The organism is Streptomyces sp. BV286 (assembly GCF_019090165.1).
In the GTDB taxonomy this organism is placed as follows: Bacteria; Actinomycetota; Actinomycetes; order Streptomycetales; family Streptomycetaceae; genus Streptomyces.
Map to the genome: position 1 here is coordinate 136,991 of NZ_JAHRIB010000143.1, position 16,332 is coordinate 153,322.

At 70.6% G+C, this 16,332-nt stretch carries 16 protein-coding genes; 11 read left to right on the forward strand and 5 right to left on the reverse strand.

The genetic code is table 11. The features are described from left to right. Positions 1-12: 12 nt before the first annotated feature. Positions 13-615 carry a helix-turn-helix domain-containing protein gene (locus KUF83_RS23060; RefSeq protein WP_217456686.1) on the reverse strand — a complete coding sequence of 201 codons (603 nt, stop codon included), beginning with the start codon at positions 613-615 and terminating at the stop codon, positions 13-15. Between the two features lie 78 nt (positions 616-693). Here KUF83_RS23060 and KUF83_RS23065 point away from each other — a divergent pair, with 78 nt between their 5' ends. Then, entirely contained in the window at positions 694-1,518 is an 825-nt protein-coding gene (locus KUF83_RS23065) for an alpha/beta fold hydrolase (protein WP_217456751.1), read from the forward strand. A 129-nt stretch (positions 1,519-1,647) separates the two neighbouring features. Here KUF83_RS23065 and KUF83_RS23070 read toward each other — a convergent pair whose 3' ends face one another. Further along, a complete protein-coding gene (locus KUF83_RS23070) occupies positions 1,648-2,547 on the reverse strand; it encodes a virginiamycin B lyase (RefSeq protein WP_217456687.1) in 900 nt (299 codons plus the stop codon). A gap of 149 nt (positions 2,548-2,696) precedes the next feature. Between KUF83_RS23070 and KUF83_RS23075 the strand changes: the two genes are divergently transcribed. Continuing rightward, positions 2,697-3,254 (forward strand): GNAT family N-acetyltransferase, encoded by a 558-nt coding sequence (locus tag KUF83_RS23075; RefSeq protein ID WP_217456688.1) that lies wholly within the window; start codon positions 2,697-2,699, stop codon positions 3,252-3,254. 224 nt (positions 3,255-3,478) lie between these two features. On the opposite strand, the gene KUF83_RS23080 is transcribed toward KUF83_RS23075, so the two are convergent. The 3 genes from KUF83_RS23080 to KUF83_RS23090 form a co-directional block, all read right to left on the reverse strand. Then, positions 3,479-4,099, reverse strand: coding sequence for a hypothetical protein (locus tag KUF83_RS23080; RefSeq protein WP_217456689.1), 621 nt, complete (start codon positions 4,097-4,099; stop codon positions 3,479-3,481). A 268-nt stretch (positions 4,100-4,367) separates the two neighbouring features. Continuing rightward, entirely contained in the window at positions 4,368-5,486 is a 1,119-nt protein-coding gene (locus KUF83_RS23085) for a hypothetical protein (protein ID WP_217456690.1), read from the reverse strand. A 256-nt stretch (positions 5,487-5,742) separates the two neighbouring features. Continuing rightward, positions 5,743-7,095: an MFS transporter gene (locus KUF83_RS23090; RefSeq protein ID WP_217456691.1), complete on the reverse strand. Its 1,353-nt coding sequence runs from the start codon at positions 7,093-7,095 to the stop codon at positions 5,743-5,745. A gap of 550 nt (positions 7,096-7,645) precedes the next feature. On the opposite strand from KUF83_RS23090, the gene KUF83_RS23095 reads away from it, so the two are divergent. The 9 genes from KUF83_RS23095 (at position 7,646) to KUF83_RS23135 (ending at position 16,331) form a co-directional block, all read left to right on the forward strand. Further along, entirely contained in the window at positions 7,646-8,482 is an 837-nt protein-coding gene (locus tag KUF83_RS23095; protein WP_217456692.1) for a 2-amino-3,7-dideoxy-D-threo-hept-6-ulosonate synthase, read from the forward strand. Next, a complete protein-coding gene (locus KUF83_RS23100; protein ID WP_217456693.1) occupies positions 8,479-9,729 on the forward strand; it encodes a 3-dehydroquinate synthase II family protein in 1,251 nt (416 codons plus the stop codon). Before KUF83_RS23095 ends, KUF83_RS23100 begins: the two co-directional genes overlap by 4 nt. Before the next feature lie 77 nt (positions 9,730-9,806). Beyond that, a complete protein-coding gene (locus KUF83_RS23105) occupies positions 9,807-11,189 on the forward strand; it encodes a class I adenylate-forming enzyme family protein (RefSeq protein ID WP_374106139.1) in 1,383 nt (460 codons plus the stop codon). Positions 11,190-11,298: 109 nt separating this feature from the next. Beyond that, on the forward strand, positions 11,299-11,574 hold the full coding sequence (locus KUF83_RS23110) for an acyl carrier protein (RefSeq protein ID WP_217456695.1): 276 nt from the start codon (positions 11,299-11,301) through the stop codon (positions 11,572-11,574). After that, positions 11,571-11,885 (forward strand): acyl carrier protein, encoded by a 315-nt coding sequence (locus KUF83_RS23115; protein ID WP_217456696.1) that lies wholly within the window; start codon positions 11,571-11,573, stop codon positions 11,883-11,885. Before KUF83_RS23110 ends, KUF83_RS23115 begins: the two co-directional genes overlap by 4 nt. After that, positions 11,875-13,197 carry a beta-ketoacyl synthase gene (locus KUF83_RS23120; protein WP_217456697.1) on the forward strand — a complete coding sequence of 441 codons (1,323 nt, stop codon included), beginning with the start codon at positions 11,875-11,877 and terminating at the stop codon, positions 13,195-13,197. Before KUF83_RS23115 ends, KUF83_RS23120 begins: the two co-directional genes overlap by 11 nt. Continuing rightward, positions 13,194-14,096: a hypothetical protein gene (locus KUF83_RS23125; protein WP_254644240.1), complete on the forward strand. Its 903-nt coding sequence runs from the start codon at positions 13,194-13,196 to the stop codon at positions 14,094-14,096. The genes KUF83_RS23120 and KUF83_RS23125 overlap by 4 nt, the downstream gene beginning before the upstream one ends. After that, positions 14,083-15,753: a class I adenylate-forming enzyme family protein gene (locus KUF83_RS23130; RefSeq protein ID WP_217456698.1), complete on the forward strand. Its 1,671-nt coding sequence runs from the start codon at positions 14,083-14,085 to the stop codon at positions 15,751-15,753. The genes KUF83_RS23125 and KUF83_RS23130 overlap by 14 nt, the downstream gene beginning before the upstream one ends. Beyond that, positions 15,750-16,331, forward strand: coding sequence for a hypothetical protein (locus tag KUF83_RS23135; protein WP_217456699.1), 582 nt, complete (start codon positions 15,750-15,752; stop codon positions 16,329-16,331). The genes KUF83_RS23130 and KUF83_RS23135 overlap by 4 nt, the downstream gene beginning before the upstream one ends. Position 16,332: the final 1 nt, after the last annotated feature.

Here is a 16,332-nt window from a genome sequence, read left to right on the forward strand (position 1 = left end):
CCCGACCGGCGTTCAGGCGTCGTCCCTCAGCCGGTCGCGCTGGATGCGGTGGGCGAGCGTGCGGCGCACGGAGGGCGACCCCGTGGTGGTGGTCTTCGTGGGGACGTCGAGTCCGCGGCTGATCTCGTCGTAGGCGTCCCGGTAGCCGCGCGGCATCCGTGCCGCGTGCCGTCTCAGGTCCTCTTCGACGAGGCGCCGCAGTTCGTCGACGGTCTGAGGGGTGAAGTGTTTCCTTCCCCGGGCCAGGGCGTGGACGTGACGGGTGCAGCGGGCGGTCTCCCCACAGGTTTCGGAGATCTCCTCGGCGAGGCCCCACAGTCGTCCTTCGAGCCAGGGAACGTCGTGCTGGTCGAGGGAGAGCCGGGTCGGTGGCAGCGGCTCGCCCGACCTGTACTTCGTCACCTGCTTGGACACGGCGGGCTGACTCATGTCGGTGAGGCGGGCGATCCTGTCCTGGGTCCAGCCGAAGTCGGCGAACAGCTTGATCATTTCGGTGCGCAGGCGTCGCATCTCCTCGCCCGCGCGGATGACCTCGTTCATGTCGGCGAGCATCCGCTCCGCCTGTTCGTCGGTGAGCGTGTCGGGGGTGTGTCGCGCCCTGTCCGTCCCTGCCATGGCTCGGTTATATACCAGGACCCCCACTCGGTCATAACCGAGTTGTACAACCTGGTTATGACTGACAGGATGCGGCCCATGCCCACCTTCCACGCCCCTGACGGAACCAGGCTCGCCTACCGGGTGACCGGGGACGGCCATCCGCTCGTCTGCGTCCCGGGCGGCCCCGCGGACTCGCTCTACCTCGGAGACCTCGGCGGACTGTCCGCCCACCGGCAGCTGATCGTTCTGGACCTCCGCGGCACCGGGCGGTCCGCGATTCCCGACGACACCTCCTCCTACCGCTGCGACCGCATGGTCGACGACATCGAGGCGCTGCGCGAACACCTCGGGCTTCCCCGGCTGGACCTGCTGGGTCATTCCGCGGGCACGAGCATCGTGACGCAGTACGTGGCGAGGTACCCGAAGCGCGTCGGCAAGCTCGCCCTGATCGGCCCCGGTCCGCGAGCGGTGGGCGTCGAAGTCACCGCGCGCACGCGCCGCGACCTCGCGCAGCGGCGGCGGGACGAACCGTGGTTCCCGGAGGCGTTCGCCGCGCTGGAGGCGATCACCGCGGGCACGGGCAGCGACTGGGAAGCCATCGCCCCCTTCTACTACGGTCGGTGGGATGCCGCGGCCCGACAGCACCATCGGGCAGGGCGGCCCGCCAACCCGGAGGCCGTCGCGCTCTTCGGGGCCGAGGGAGCCTTCAGCCCGGAGGCAACTCGTGCGGCGCTCCGCGACCGCGAGGCGCCTGTCCTGCTGCTCACCGGAGAGTTCGACGTCAACAGTCCTCCCGAGTCGGCGGCCGAGTTCGCGGCACTGTTCCCCGACGCCACGCTCGTGGTGCAGCCGGGAGCGGGCCACTACCCCTGGCTCGACGACGCCGAACGGTTCGTGGCGGTCACCTCGGCCTTCCTGTGACCTCCGCACGCCCCACCGCCCGGACAGGCTCCGCGCCCGGACCGGAACGGGGGCGTGCCCACGTCGCCGTCCGGGACGCCCCCTCGACGGCACGTCGCAGCGCCCATGGGCCTGCGGGGAACTGCTGGTTCACCCAGTCGTGAGGCGGGCGAGCGCACCGGTTTCGAGGGCGACCCACACCGCGCCGTCGGCCCCCTGTGCGATGCCGTGGGGCTCCGAGGACGCACTGGGCAGGTCGTACTCGTCGACGTGGCCGTCAGCGGTGATCCGGCCGACGCGGTTGGCTCCCCACTCGGTGAACCAGCAACTGCCGTCGGCTCCCGCGACGATGGCGTGCGGGCGGGAAGCATGGTCGGGCAGGGCGAACTCGTCGATCTGCCCCTCCGTCGTGATCCTCCCGATCCGCCCGGCGCCGATCTCCACGAACCACAGGGCGCCGTCGGTACCGGCGGTGATGCCGACCGGAGCGCTGTCGGGTGTGGGCAGTGGGTGGACGACGACGTCTCCCGTGGCTCCCACGGCGCCTATCGCGTTCCCTTGGTTCATGGTGAACCACATACGGCCGTCCGCTCCGGCGGCGATGGCGGACGGGAAGGCACCCGAGAGCGGGATGGGGAACTCGGTGACGTGTCCCTCGGTGGTGATGCGGCCGATGCGGTCGGCGTTGGCCTCGGTGAACCACAACGCGCCGTCCGGGCCCGCGGCGATCCCGAACGGCCCGGCGTCCGGCGTCGGCAACCGGAACGAGGTGATGTCCCCGGCGGTGGTGATGCGGCCGACGCGGTGCCCGCGGAACTCGGTGAACCACAGTGCGTCGTCAGGACCCGTCGTGATGAGTGAGGGCCCGCCGGACGCCGGTTCCAGTTGGTGGGTGGTGGTGCCGCCGTCGAGTGTGAAGCGGCCGATCTGCCCGTGGTGAACCAGGGTGAACCACAAGGCACCGTCCGGCCCGCAGGTGATGCCGTAGGGCCCGGCCTCCCCGTCGGCGACGGAGAACTCCGAGATCGAAACGGTGGGGCGATGTGGCATCGGTGGTTTCCTCGGTCGTTGGGACAGTGGGTGCTCGATTGTCGTGCATGGGGGTGCCCACGAGGACACAGGGGCCCATGCACACGGAGTACGAGAAGGGCCCGACCGGCTGGTGAAACAACCTTGGACACCGCGTGATCAAATGAGGGATGGGATCGTACTGGAGCGGTGAACGCATACGCCTGCGGGGTGTTGAGCCCGACGACTGGACCTCGCTCATGCGCTTCGCCGCGGACGAGGAGCGGTTGGGGGACCTGTTGCAGCCGCCGCGTTCCGCTGAGAGCCATCGGGACCGGGCGAGGGAGCAGTCGGTCGCCAAGTCCGACGGTGACTGCTTCACCCTGGCGATCGAAACCGTCGACTCGGCCGAGCTGGTCGGCGTCGTCGCTTCGCACCAGGCCGACACCTGTGCGGGGTGGTTCGAGTACGGCATCACGATGGGCGCGGACCATCGGCGCAAGGGGTATGCGACAGAGGCCGCTGTGATGCTGCTGCGCTTCATGTTCGCCGAGCGGCGTTTCCACAAGTGCGAAGCGCGCGTCTTCGCGCACAACGAGGCGTCCCTGGCACTGCAACGCCGGCTCGGTTTCACCGAGGAGGGGCGCCTTCGTGACCATGTGTTCTTCGACGGACGGCACCACGACCTGATCCTGATGGGCATGCTCGCGGACGAGTTCGCCCGCCTGCACCCGCCGAGTGGACAGTGAGCCCTGTGGACAGTGAGCCCTACGGGATCGGCATGGTTGGTTCCTCGTGTCGACCGGCGAGGAAGGGGCCGTGTGCGGATGCGTCCGGCCCGCTCCTTCGCGGCGTCGGTCTGCGTCGGCAGGCTGAGATCCTGCCTGCGGCGGCCCCGGCACACACAACGGTGTGTGTGGACGGAACTCACGCAGGTTTCGGCACCTCGGAGGAGTGGCGCCGACGCAGGTGATCAGTCGGTCGTCGCGGCGGCCTGGGGCGCGGCGGCGGGCTCGGTGGTGGCGGTGTAGAAGACCGAGCTGCCCTGCTTGTTGCGGTGCGCGCTGCTCCTGGCGACCAGGTTCTCAAGGGTGGTGCGCACCACGGTCGTCTTGATGTTGCGGTCGGGGTGGGCCTCGGAGAGCACAGTGGTGATCTCGGCGGCCGACCGCGGCTCGCTCTGCTTTTCCAGGTGTCCGCGGATGAGGTCGACAAGGCTGGGCTGGGCGGCCGACTTGGGTGCCTTCGCGGCAGGCTTCTTGGCAGGGGTCTTCTTGTCCGCGGTCTTCTTCACGCCCGTGGCAGCCGCCTTCTTCGGCTTGGCCTGCCCGGTCTGCTTCGTCGGGGCGGAAGCCTGGTTCGGGACGGAGGGCGCGGCCGGGGTGGTGTCCGCGGCGGGACGCGGGCCGCCGAGGGCCTCCTGCATCTGCACCAGGACGGTGTGGTCGTGCTGCAGGGCGAGCAACTGCTCCTTCAGGGTTGAGATGTCTCCCGCGATACGGTCCTGCTCCTTGGTGTTGCGCTCGAGGTCGTTCGTCACCTGCGCGATGTACTGCGAGGTGAGTTCTGTGGTGGAGGTCTGGTTCTCAGCCATGACTGGGGGCCTTTCTCGGTGCGCCGGCACGGGGTGCAAACAGAGGGGCGTGTGCGTGCGCGAGCGGGGATCGGTGTGGGGTCCGGCAGGACGGGTCCGTCCCTGGGACACAACTGCGTGCTTTGCGCCAGTGTAGAGATAGTACGCACGAGTGGAATGGCCTGTTCCTTGTGTGTGCCTTGTTGACTGCGATTGCCGTGTCCTGATGCCTGACCCGTCCCCGAACTCTTGCTGCTGCAACCTTGTTGGTTGGTCGGTGCCGGCGGTGTCACGGGCCGAAGTGCTCCATGTGCGCCTGGGCGGGCGGGTAGGGCGCGGAGGAGTTCGTACCGACGGACCAGTACTCGCCGGTGCCGGGTACCCGGGCCAGGGAGTTGAGGAGGACCGGGGTGGTGGCCAGCGGTCCGCGCTCGCTCACCCAGGCCGTGCCGTCCCACCGCAGGTAGTGGGCCCGTGTCTGGTCCCAGAAGTCCCAGCCGGCGATGCGGTCGGGGTGTCCCTGTTCGTCGCCGGTGATGCCGCTGAGGCGTCCGACGGTGAAGGGTGGAGTGACGTTGTTCCAGGAGGTGCCGTCCCAGTGCCGCAGGACGCAGCCGGGAGGCTTGCCGGGCGGTCCGCCCACCCCGTAGTCGTAGCCGGTGAGCCAGACGTCGTCGTGGGCGCGGGGGAGGAGTCCCGTGACACCGAAACGGAGTCCGGTGGGCGGCGCCAGTTCGGTCCATGTGCCGTCCCAGCGGGCGGCGATGCCGACGCCGTACACCCAGATCTCGTCACCAGGTGTGCGGTGCACGCCCGACGGGACCTCGGTCACCGTGCTCGGCAGCGGTGCGCACCAGCGCCAGCGCTGTCCGTTCCAGTGCAGCAGCGAGAGGTTGTCGCTGCTGCGGCCCGACACCCAGGCGCGTCCGTCGGGGGCGGCCGTCACGGAGGTGATCACCGTGCCGGTGTCGCCCTTACCGGGATACGGCACCTGTTGCCATGTTCCGCCGTCCCAGGCCAGAAGATGCCCGGTGCCGGAGGTGTCGGTGCCGACGGCCCACGCGGTGTCGGGGGACGCGGCGGCGACGGAGTGCAGTTGTCCGGAGAGGCCGAGGTGGTCCAGGGCGGTGCGGGACCATGCCGTCCCGTCCCACGTCATCGCCAGGGGCTTGCCGCGGGTGGCGCCGTTGCGTCCCTCCTCGCCGACGGCCCACGCGGCGTCCGGTCCGCCGGCCGCAACGCCGAGGAGTTGGGCGGCCGTCCGGCCCTCGGGTACGGAGACCGGCTGCCAGCCGGGGAGGAAGGCGGTGGCCGTGCTGTGGGCGGTCGCGGCCGGACCGGTCGCCGTGGTGAGACCGAGTCCTGCCGCGGTGCCGGCCAGCCCACTGATGAAGTGCCGTCTGCGCATGGGAACTTCCCTTCTCACGTGGTCGGGGAGGTTCCACCGTTGGGCACGACGGCGAAGAGGTCAATGTACGGGTGTGAGCATCTGGTGACCCGGCCGGAATCGGCCGAAACGCCTCTGTGGCGGACGGCCGACCATGATGCCGTGCTGCCCCGCCCACTACGACGGGTGGTCCAACTGTGCTCACCTGTACGTCAGTTGGTGATGAGTCGGCGGGCGGAGGTGACGTGCGCGCAAGTGTGCCGAAGGACGCGGGCCGTCAGGTGTCGAAGTCGCAGTCCCGGGTCTCCGGGAGCGCCAGCAGGCACATGAGGCTCACCAGGCAGAGTCCGCCGGTGTAGAAACCGAGGACGAGTGGTGAGTCCCAGTGACTGTTGAGCCAGGTCGCGACGAGTGGGGCGAAGCCGCCGCCGAAGGTGTTGGCGAGGATGAAGGCCGTGGAGGCGCCGGTGTAGCGCAGCCGGGCGGGGAACAGCTCCGGGAGGAAGGCCGCCACCGGGGAGAACATCAGCGCGAGCAGCACGAGACCGACCGTGTAGGCACCGGTGATCACCACGCCGTCGCGCGAACTGAGCGAGGCGTACATGGGCACCGCCCACAGGACACAGCCGACGGCGCCGGTGAGCATCACCGGTCGGCGGCCGATCCGGTCGGCGAGTCTCGCGGCCGGCAGGGTGACGGCGATTCCGGCCGCCGCGCCGATGCTCGCCGCGGTCAGCATCGTGTTCTGCGGGATGCCCAGTGACTTCGGACCGTACGAGAGGCTGTAGACGATCGTCAGGTAGTAGACGGCCGAGCCGCCGACCGCCGCGCCGATGCCCAGGAGCAGGCGGCCGGGGTGTTGCGCGAGGAGTGTGCCGAGCGGAAAGCGGGACACGGGCGCCTGTGCCGGACGGCGGGCCGTGGAGGTGAAGACGGGTGACTCGGAGACCGTCGTGCGCACCCACAGGCCGATCACCACGAGCACGGTGCTGAGCAGGAACGGGATCCGCCAGGCGCCGTCGGCGAAGCCGTCGCGGCCCGCGATGTGGAGGGTGGGCAGGATGACCGCGCTGGACAGCAGGAAACCGAGCGAGGGTCCGGCCTGCGGGATGGAGGCGTACAGGGCGCGGCGGCCGGGCGGCGCGTGCTCCGCCGCGAGCAGTACCGCTCCGCCCCACTCGCCGCCCATGCTCACGCCCTGCAGCAGGCGGAGTGTCACCAGGAGGACGGGGGCGAGGAGTCCGGCGGTCTCGTAGGTCGGCAGCAGTCCGACGCCGACGGTCGCCACGCCCATCAGCAGGAGGGAGGCGACCAGGGCCCGTCGGCGGCCCAGCAGGTCACCGATCGTGCCGAACAGCACGACGCCGAGGGGGCGGGCCAGGAAGGCGGCGGCGAAGGTGAGGAACGCGGCCAGGGTCGAGACGGTGGAGTTGCCGGAGGGGAAGAACGCGGGTCCCAGGACGAGCGCGGCGGCGGTGCCGTACACCGCGAAGTCGTAGTACTCGATCGTGGTGCCGATCAGGCTCGCGACGGCGGTTCGCGACGGCCTGCTCTTCGCTTCCGGCGCCGATAACTCGGCGGAACCGGGATCCACGGTCGCGGGCACGGTCTTGGACGGCGAATCGGGCATGGGGGAGTCACTTCCGGTACGCCCGGTCCGAAAGACGGCCGGGTTCAAGTGGGGGACGGCCTCGCATGAAACAGGAACCGGAGTGCGCCTGTCACCCTAAGCCCGGAAATTCGATTTCGACAAGTAAGCCGAGTCGTCCGAATAACCGAACGGGCCCGTATGACCGGTCGGAAGAATGTGGGTCTCTTTGCGCCGGTGCGAGACGTAAAACTCCTCATAAGGATGTCGCCGTGACGCACTTCCTCAATGCGGATAGAGCGCACTGTCCCGCCACCTCGCCATGTGCCGCATCAATCAGCCACAAACCAGTACTCGTGGCCGCCGTCAACCCTGGAATTCCTGTCAAAATGCTGTCAATAGTCATGCGCTTGGCCGTATAAAAATTTGTGATGATGTCGCCTTGTCAACGGGCGATCACGCAGGGAAAGCTGACGGGTGAGCGGAACTTGAAAGTTCTACAGCCATCGTTTTTCGGACATAGGAGACCGCAACGGGTTGCTGCGGTTCGGCTTTCTGAAATGCGGCCTCACGACTGGGAGGCGCAATACCCGTGCTGAAAACAGGCAAGTTATTACGCTTGAGAAGACTTTCGCTGGCGGGTGACGGCCGGCACCTGCTCATCCCGCTCGACCACACCGTTTCGGACGGACCGATCGTCCCCGCAGGAAAGTGGGACGACCTGCTGCGGGCGCTGGTGGCCGGCGGGGCCGACGGCGTCATCGTCCACAAAGGACGTGCCCGCGCCTTCACTCCCGACGTCCTGCGAAGCTGCGCCCTGGTCATGCACCTGAGTGCCAGCACCGCCTGCTCCGCCGATGTCGATGCCAAGGTGCTCGTCGCCGATGTCGAAGAGGCGCTGTGGATCGGTGCGGACGCGGTGAGTGTCCACGTGAACATCGGATCGGACACCGAGGCCCGGCAGCTCGCCGATCTGGGTGCGGTGGCCCGTTCCTGCGACGCGTGGGGCATGCCCCTGATCGCGATGGTCTACCCCCGGGGCCCCCGGATCGAGAACCCGCGCGACCCCGCCCTCCTCGCCCATCTGGTCAACGTCGCCGCGGACCTGGGCGCGGACATGGTCAAGACCTCGGTGGCCCTGCCGATCGACCGGATGGCCGAAGTGGTGGCGAACAGCCCCATCCCCGTCCTGGCGGCGGGCGGCCCGCAGGACGGCTCCGACCTCGTCGAGTACGCCACCGCCGTGATGGCCTCCGGCTGCCACGGCCTGGCCATCGGCCGCCGGGTGTTCTCGGCTCCTTCGCCCGCCGCGCTGGTGTCACGGCTGTCCGCCGTGGTGCACGGCACCCGTCCGGAGCCGCCTCCCGACGGCGTGCCGAACGACATGAACATGGCCGAATACTCGACGATCGTGGCAGGTGTCGCATGAGGTTCGCATGGATCGATCTCCGTGAAGTCCCCCAGCAGCAGCTCCAGGCGGTGGTGGACGCGGCCGTCCACACCCGGATGGCCGGGGTGCTGACCACCGACGCCGGACTGCTCGGCACGCTGCCGCCGACCGTCACCCGGGTGCTGGACCCCGGGAGCCCGGTGACCCCCGGGACGAAGAAGCCCGTCGACAAGCAGGCCAAGGCGAACGAGGCGACGACGAAGGACGCCGACGACAGCAAGGACGCCGGCGACAGCAGAGACGCCGGCAGCGCGAAGAAGCCGCCCGTGGGCGGGGCCGACACCCGGCCCGGCTCCGGAATCGACGTCCTCATGCGGAAGTTCACCACCCAGGACGAGCTGGACGCCCTCGCCGCGGAGAACCGCGCCGACGGAGGCACGCCCGCGGCCGGATTCATCGACGTACGGGACGACCGCACCCTTCAGCTGTCGTGTGCGGGCGCCCTGGCGCTGCCGTACACCGTCATCCACTTCGCCGACCCGACGAAGATCCCGCTGGAGATCGTGCTCGCCGCGGCCGAGCCCGCCGACGGCCAGCTCGTGACCGTCGTCGACGACCTGGAGGAGGCGGCCATCGTCTTCGACGTCCTCGAACGCGGCTCGGACGGCATCCTGTACGCGCCCCGCAGCGCCGACGACGTGTTCGCGCTGGCCAGACTGCTGCAAGCGACCACGCCCCAGCTCGAGTTGTCCACCCTCACCGTCGAGAGCATCCGGCATGTCGGGCTCGGTGACCGGGTCTGCGTGGACACCTGCTCGCACTTCGAGGAGGACGAGGGCATCCTCGTCGGCTCGTACTCCTCGGGGTTCGTCCTCTGCTGCAGCGAGACCCACCCGCTGCCCTACATGCCGACCCGGCCGTTCCGCGTCAACGCCGGTGCCCTGCACTCCTACACGCTGGGGCCCGACAACCGCACCAACTACCTGAGCGAGGTGGGCTCCGGCAGCGCCCTGCTGGCGGTCGGGGCCGACGGCCGCACCCGGCGGGTCGTCGTCGGCCGGGCGAAACTGGAGTCCCGGCCCCTTCTTGAGATCCGTACCCACGCCGAGGACGGCCGGCTGGTCAGCCTGACCGTGCAGGACGACTGGCACGTACGGGTGCTCGGCCCGGGCGGAAAGGTCCTCAACGTCACCGAGCTGCGGTCCGGCGACGAGCTGCTCGGCTATCTCGCCGCGGACCAGCGCCATGTGGGCCTGCCCATCGGCGAGTTCTGCAAGGAGGTCTGATGGGCGACCTCGTCGACGGACCGCCCCGCACGGACCACCGGCCGGACGGTGTGTCCAGCGGCTCGGCGGACGGCGCGATGGACACTCTCGTCCAGGTGCTGTTCGACGGGCACGACGACGGTCTTCCCTATCTGACGCATCAACAGGAGACGGTCACCCGAGGAGAGTTACGCAGCCGGGTGGCCGAACAGGCCCGGGTGTTCGCGGGCTTCGGGATCGGTCCGGGCAGCACCGTGGGCCTGCGGACCCCGCCCAGCTTCACCCAGGTCGAGGTGCTGCTCGCGCTGTGGCGGCTCGGGGCCCAGGTGCTGCTCTTCGACTTCCGGCTGAAGCCGGCCGAGGTGTCGGCGCTCGGCGCCACCTGCCGACCGCAGTTCATGGTCCGGGCCGGTTCCAACGTCCGGGCGGCGTTCGGCTTCCGCTCCGAGTACGAGGTCGTCACCGAGTGCCACGGAACGGGCAGGCCGGCCACCACCGGACACCGGCTGGTGCAGTTCAGTTCGGGCTCCACGGGGCGGCCGAAAGTGATCGGCAGGACCGTCGGCTCCCTCGCCGCCGAGGTGGAGCGGTTCGCCGCGGTCCCCGGCATGCCGGGCCGGGGCGACAGGCTGCTGCTGCTCAGCTCGACGGCACACAGCTTCGGGCTGATCGGCGGCCTGCTGCACGCACTGGCGGCAGGAGTGTCCGTCGTCTTCGCGCCCCGTGTCTCCGCCCGCGACATCCTGAGGACCGCGGTCGACCATCGCGTCACCGCCCTGTTCGGAGTGCCGATGCACTACGAACTGCTCGCCGCCGCCATCGATCCCCCCGCCCTGCCCGACCTGCGGGTCGCGGTGTCGGGCGGTGAACTGATGCCGCCGCAGGTCGCGGCTCGCTTCGCCGGCCTGTACGGCGTACCGGTCGGTGAGTCCTACGGAACCACCGAGTCGGGTGTGGTCGCCATGGACGCCCTCGGCGCGCTGCGGCCATCGGTCGGCCGGGCCGCGGCGGGCGTGGTGATACGGGAGCACAACGGCGAACTGGACGTCGCACTGGACCAGTCGCCCTACCTCTTCGACTCGGGCGGTACGCAGTACGCGGACGGCTGGCTGCACACGCGGGACCGGGCCACGGTGGACGCCGCGGGAGCGGTCCGGGTGCGCGGCCGCGCGGACTCCCTGGTCGTGATCGGCGGCCTCAAGGTGGACCTCACCGAGGTCGAGAACGTGCTCCTCCAGCATCCGGCGGTCGAGCAGGCCGTCCTGGTCCACGAGGGCATGACCGAGGCGTACGTGTCGCTGGCCGCAGGGGACGACCGGCCGTCGGCCGAGGAACTGCTGCGCTGGTGCCGCGAACGGCTGGCCGACTACAAGCTGCCGCGCGTGGTGCGACTGCTGGAGGCGCTGCCCCGCACGTCCAACGGGAAGCTCGTGCGCCAGGCGGCGACCCTTCAGGCGGCGGCGACCGGCGGCGGTACGTAACCCGGCCTCGGCCACGAGCCCTCCTGGCGCGACTTCTGTCCCACACCTCGCACAACTCCTTTCGTACGCCTCGTACGACCTTTCACCGGAGCACGGGAGACGAGTAGGCATGACTACATCAACGCTGGAAGGCGAGATCCGCGAGTTCGTCCTGAGCGCGGTCATCGACGAGATGAACATCCTGACGAGCCGCGACGGCATCACCGACGAGAGCCCCCTGACCGTCGGCGGACTGGACGTGGACTCGCTGAGCCTCATCGAGCTCACCCTGCGGCTGGAGTCGCGGTTCGGTGTGGAGATCCCCGACACCGACATCGAGTCCCTGGCCTCGCTGACCCTCGGCGGACTCGTCACCGAGGTCGTCCGACGCGGTGCGAAGGCATGAGCACGAAAGCCACGCGGAGCGACACGGACGCGGTGCTGTCACCGCTGACCACCGACGCCGTCCGGGAGCTGCTGGCGGACCGCAAGATCTTCCCCGGAGTGCCCGAGACCCTCGGTGAGGACACCGAACTGGTACTGGACTCCCTCGGGTTGGTGTGGCTGCTGCACGTGGTGGAGGAGCGCTACGGCCTCGTCGTGGAGCCCAGCGACGAGGACATCGCCGGGCTCACCTCGCTGCGGCGGCTCACCGCCTTTCTCGGCGCCGCAGCCCAGGACGACCGCGCGGAGAGGGGAGCGCGTGATGAGCGGTGAGGCGACGGTGACCGGGTTCGGGGTGCGCACCGCCTTCGGCACCGGCGCCGACGCCCTGCGGCGCGGGGTCTTCACGGGCACCCCGTCGTTCGCCCCCACCACGAGGTTCGACACCGGCCCGTACCGCACGCCGATGGCCGCCGCCGCTCCCGACGGGCCCGACGCGGTCGAGGAGTGGGCCCTGCGCCACGCACTCAATCGGTGCGGGGCGGAGGCCCTCGACATGGCCGGCCTCCCACCGGGCACGGAGGCGGTCGTGCTGCTCGGCGTCGCCGGTGACCACACCAGCGTCACCCGTCACTGGCGCACCGCCGCCGACTCCCCGTCCGACAAGCCCGTCCCGAACGGCTCGAACGGCTCGAACGGCGCGGACAGCGATGGCAGCGGGGGCAGTGGTGGCGGCCGGGAGGCGAGCGGCGCGGACGCCGCACCAGGAGCCCGCGCCCACGGGGAGACGGTCCGGCACGCCACGAGCGGATCGGGGGAGCGGGCAGCCGACGCGGTGCCCGCGCACCTCGCCGAGCTGCTGGCACGACAACTCGGGCTGAACGGGCCGCGACTCGCTTTCACCAACGCCTGCGTCGCCTCCTCCGCCGCGATCATCCACGCCTGCCGGCTGATCTCCTCCGGCCGGATCCACACGGCGCTGTGCGCCGGCGGATACCTCGTGGAGGAGGAGACCTTCGGCAAGTTCGACTCCGGCCGGGCACTGTCCCGCGACGGCATGGTGCGCCCCTTCAGCCTCGATCGCAGCGGACTGCTCCTCGGTGACGGCGTGGCAGCCGTCGTCCTGGAGTCCGCCGAGCACGCCCGGCGCCGCGGCGCCCGGCCGCTCGCGACCGTCGCGGGCTGGGGAGCGGCCACCGACGCGCACCACATCGCCCAGCCGCACCCGCAGGGCGCCGGCCTGGCCCGCGCCACGCGGCAGGCGATGCGCCTCGCCGGAGATCCGGAAGGGGCCGCTCTCGGCTACGTCAACGCCCACGGCACCGGCACGCGGTACAACGACGGTGCGGAGACCCGAGGGCTGCGGGCCGCCTTCCCCGGGCGGGCCGAGGCGATACCGGTCAGCTCCACCAAGAGCACCACCGGCCATCTCCTGGAGGCGGCGGGCATCGTGGAGTTCGTGATCACGATGCTGGCCCTGACGGACGGTCTGCTGCCGCCGACCGCCGGATACGGCCGGCCGGATCCGGAGTGCGACCTGGACTACGTCCCCAACCAGCCCCGCAAGGCCGACCTGCGCCGGGCCCTCACGGTCAACGCCGCCTTCGGGGGCGCCAACACCGCCATCGTCCTGGAGCGCCCATGACGACCCACCGGACCCGAATGCCGTCCGAGGCGACCGGAACGCCCCGGAAACCGGTGCTGCGGACGGCCCTCGGCATCCTCGCGAGCGCCACCGCGACCCACGGCACCGGACGGGACGACGACATCCCGCTGCCGCGACTGCCCGGTTTCGTGGAGTCGGCCTTCAGCCCGCTGGCGTACGACGCCGCCCGGCAGTGCCTGACCGGACGCCCCGGCGACGGCACGCGTACCGCCGTGGCCCTGGCGAGCCTGACGGGGGACACCACCACCGCGGATCTCGCCAGCCGGCGCATGGTGTCCGGGCGCGTCCACAACCCGCTGCTGTTCATGCAGGCCACCCCCAACTCCGTACTCGGGCACATCAGCAAGGAGTTCGGGATCACCGGGCAGATGCTCAGCCTCTCCGGCATCGAGGACCCGGTGGCCGAACTGCTGGCCATGGCCGGCCTCCTGCTGGAGGACCCGGAACTGGACCGTGTCCTGGCGCTGGGCGTCGAGCTGGGCGGGAGCGAGCGCCTGGCCCGGGTCCACCGCGAGCTGACCGCCGACGACGGACGCCCGGTCCCGGCCCTCCCGCCCACCGCGGGCCTGGCGGCGGCCGTCCTGCTGGGCCGTCCCGGAACCGGGGCACCGGTGCGGGTCCGGTCGGCAGAAGACCGTACGGACGTCGCGAGCGGCACCGGCACCCCCGGGGCGGCGAGGCACCACGGAAGCATCCAGGGCCTGTTCGACCTGGCCGCCGCCCACCGCCTGCTGCTGCGAGACGGCGGCAGCCACCTCCTGCCCGCGGAACCCCCGGCCGGGCACGAACCCGCCGCCTTCGTCCTCACCACCCACCCCGACGCTCCAGGCCATGCGCTCCCCGGAAGCAACGAGACGGAGATTCATGCTCATCAGTAGACAGGAGCGGGCACGGATCTGCTCCGACACCGAACTCGGCGCAGGCAACGTCCTGCAGCGCCTCAGGGCGTACGGCCGCCCGCCGGACGAACCCGTACTGCGGACCGACGGCAGCTGGCGCGCACCGGACGGCAGCCGGCCCGAGGTGCTGACCCTGGGACAACTGCACGAGGTCGTCGAGACGTACGCGGGCTGGTACGCGGCCCATGGCGTGCGCCCCCGTGACCCGGTCGCGGTCCACGCGCACTCCAGTACGGAATTCGCGGTGAACTTCCTTGCTCTGACGGCCCTCGGCGCCATCGCGTCCTTCGTCAACGGCGACCTGCCGCCGCGGATCGCCCAGCAGTACGTACGCGGACAGGGCGCGGTCGGCGCCTTCACCGACCGGGAACACCGCGACGTGCTGGCGGGGCCCGGGTCCGGACTGCGCTTCTGCGTGACCGCCGCCGACATTCGGCCCGAACACCGCGCCGCGCTGCCACCGTCGTACCCCTACCGGCACGACCCCACCGACCCGGTGCTCATCTCGCACTCCTCCGGCACGACCGGCATGCCCAAGGGCGTGCCGCACACCCACCGGACACTGATGTACGCGCAACTGCACCGGCTGCGCTACTCCACGGGCACCGACATGGAGCGCACCCTGGTGGGGCTGCCCGGCGCCCACAACGCCATGGTGGCGACGCTGCTGTACTGCCTGCTGCTGCGTACCGACATCAAGCTGCTCTCCAGCCGCCGCGGCGTCGATGTGCTGGACGCCGTCGAGGACTTCCGGCCGACGACGGTGCTGGCCTTCGCCGGGACCTTCGGCGAGATGGCCGCCCAGGATCTGTCGGGCCGTGACCTGTCCAGCGTGCAGGTGTGGTTCAACACCGGGGACGCGGCGCACGAGGCACACATCCGGGCCCTGGTGCGGCACGGCAACCACGTGGAGATCGGCCGGGACCTGATCCGCAGACGGGTCGATGGCTCGGTCTTCGTGGACGGGCTCGGTTCGTCGGAGGCCGGCTACTCCGTGTTCCACAACCGGCACACCAAGGACACCTCGGCCTACTCGCGCTGTGTGGGCAGACCCATCAGCTTCGCCGAGGCCGCCGTACTCGCCGAGGACGGCACCCCGCTGCCGCCCGGGCGGATCGGCCGCCTCGGCCTGAAGTCGCCGACGCTCACCCCCGGTTACTGGAACGACTCCCTCACCTGGAACCGGATGCGCCTGGGCGGCTACTGGCTCACCGGGGACCTCGCCCAGCGGGACGAGGAGGGCAACTTCTACCACCTCGACCGGGCGCCCGACGCCGTCCGCACCCGCGAGGGGATCCTGTTCAGCACCCGCACCGAGGAGCTGCTGCTGAGGGAGCTGCCCGAAGTGGCCGACTGCACCGTCGTCGGGGTCGCCCCCGAGGGCGTACGGGCCGACTGGGACGGCGACGGACTGGCCGAGGCGTACGCGCTGCTCCACCTCGCGGACGAGAACGACACCGGCCGTGACAGCGACGAGGCATGGACCGGCCGGGTCAACGCGGTCCTCTCCGGCGCCGGATTTCCCCCGGTGGCCCGCGCGCTGCGGATGAAGCCCGACGACGTGGCCAAGGGTGCGACCGGAAAGGTCCTCAAGCGAGTGATGCGCGAGCGGTTCGCGGCCAAGGAGCAGGCATGAGCACGGGCACGGGTCCCGACCAGGTCAACCACCGAGCGCAGACGGTGGAGGCCTACCGCCTGTGGTGGCAGCACGACGCGCACTGGTACCAGGGCGTGGCCGCGCGCTTCGGACAACAGGCCGCGAACGACATCAACGCCGAGGCGCTGCGCAAGGTCGCCCTGCACGTCGGACAGCGGATCGCCAGACGGTCCGGCCCCCTGACCGGCAGCGGCGACAGCGGCAAGGACCTGGAGGAGCTGCGCCGCCGGTACGACGAGTGCGGAGACCGGATGTTCCCGCCGGAACTGCGCAACGCCTCCACCGAGGTGGTGGGCGACGACCTGATCGTGCTCACTCTGCGGCGCAGCTTCGCCGTCACCATGGTGAAGATGGCCGGTTCGCTGGAGGGCTACCGGTGCCCGTGCACCGACATCCATGCGGGCTGGTCCGAAGGGCTGGGTGTGACCCTCGCGGAGAACCGTGCCGAGAGCTGTCTGCGGGACGGTGACCCGGCGTGCCGCCTGCTGATGCGGGTCGCCGCTCCGGCCGGCCCCGGCGGTGCCGCGAGCGCCGTCGTTCCCGGTGGGGAGGGCTGAG

Coding starts and splice junctions, on each gene's coding strand:
- KUF83_RS23060 (WP_217456686.1), bottom strand. CDS start 615: ATGGCAGGGACGGACAGGGCGCGACACACCCCCGACACGCTCACCGAC.
- KUF83_RS23065 (WP_217456751.1), top strand. CDS start 694: ATGCCCACCTTCCACGCCCCTGACGGAACCAGGCTCGCCTACCGGGTG.
- KUF83_RS23070 (WP_217456687.1), bottom strand. CDS start 2,547: ATGCCACATCGCCCCACCGTTTCGATCTCGGAGTTCTCCGTCGCCGAC.
- KUF83_RS23075 (WP_217456688.1), top strand. CDS start 2,697: ATGGGATCGTACTGGAGCGGTGAACGCATACGCCTGCGGGGTGTTGAG.
- KUF83_RS23080 (WP_217456689.1), bottom strand. CDS start 4,099: ATGGCTGAGAACCAGACCTCCACCACAGAACTCACCTCGCAGTACATC.
- KUF83_RS23085 (WP_217456690.1), bottom strand. CDS start 5,486: ATGCGCAGACGGCACTTCATCAGTGGGCTGGCCGGCACCGCGGCAGGA.
- KUF83_RS23090 (WP_217456691.1), bottom strand. CDS start 7,095: ATGCCCGATTCGCCGTCCAAGACCGTGCCCGCGACCGTGGATCCCGGT.
- KUF83_RS23100 (WP_217456693.1), top strand. CDS start 8,479: ATGAGGTTCGCATGGATCGATCTCCGTGAAGTCCCCCAGCAGCAGCTC.
- KUF83_RS23105 (WP_374106139.1), top strand. CDS start 9,807: ATGGACACTCTCGTCCAGGTGCTGTTCGACGGGCACGACGACGGTCTT.
- KUF83_RS23110 (WP_217456695.1), top strand. CDS start 11,299: ATGACTACATCAACGCTGGAAGGCGAGATCCGCGAGTTCGTCCTGAGC.
- KUF83_RS23115 (WP_217456696.1), top strand. CDS start 11,571: ATGAGCACGAAAGCCACGCGGAGCGACACGGACGCGGTGCTGTCACCG.
- KUF83_RS23120 (WP_217456697.1), top strand. CDS start 11,875: ATGAGCGGTGAGGCGACGGTGACCGGGTTCGGGGTGCGCACCGCCTTC.
- KUF83_RS23125 (WP_254644240.1), top strand. CDS start 13,194: ATGACGACCCACCGGACCCGAATGCCGTCCGAGGCGACCGGAACGCCC.
- KUF83_RS23130 (WP_217456698.1), top strand. CDS start 14,083: ATGCTCATCAGTAGACAGGAGCGGGCACGGATCTGCTCCGACACCGAA.
- KUF83_RS23135 (WP_217456699.1), top strand. CDS start 15,750: ATGAGCACGGGCACGGGTCCCGACCAGGTCAACCACCGAGCGCAGACG.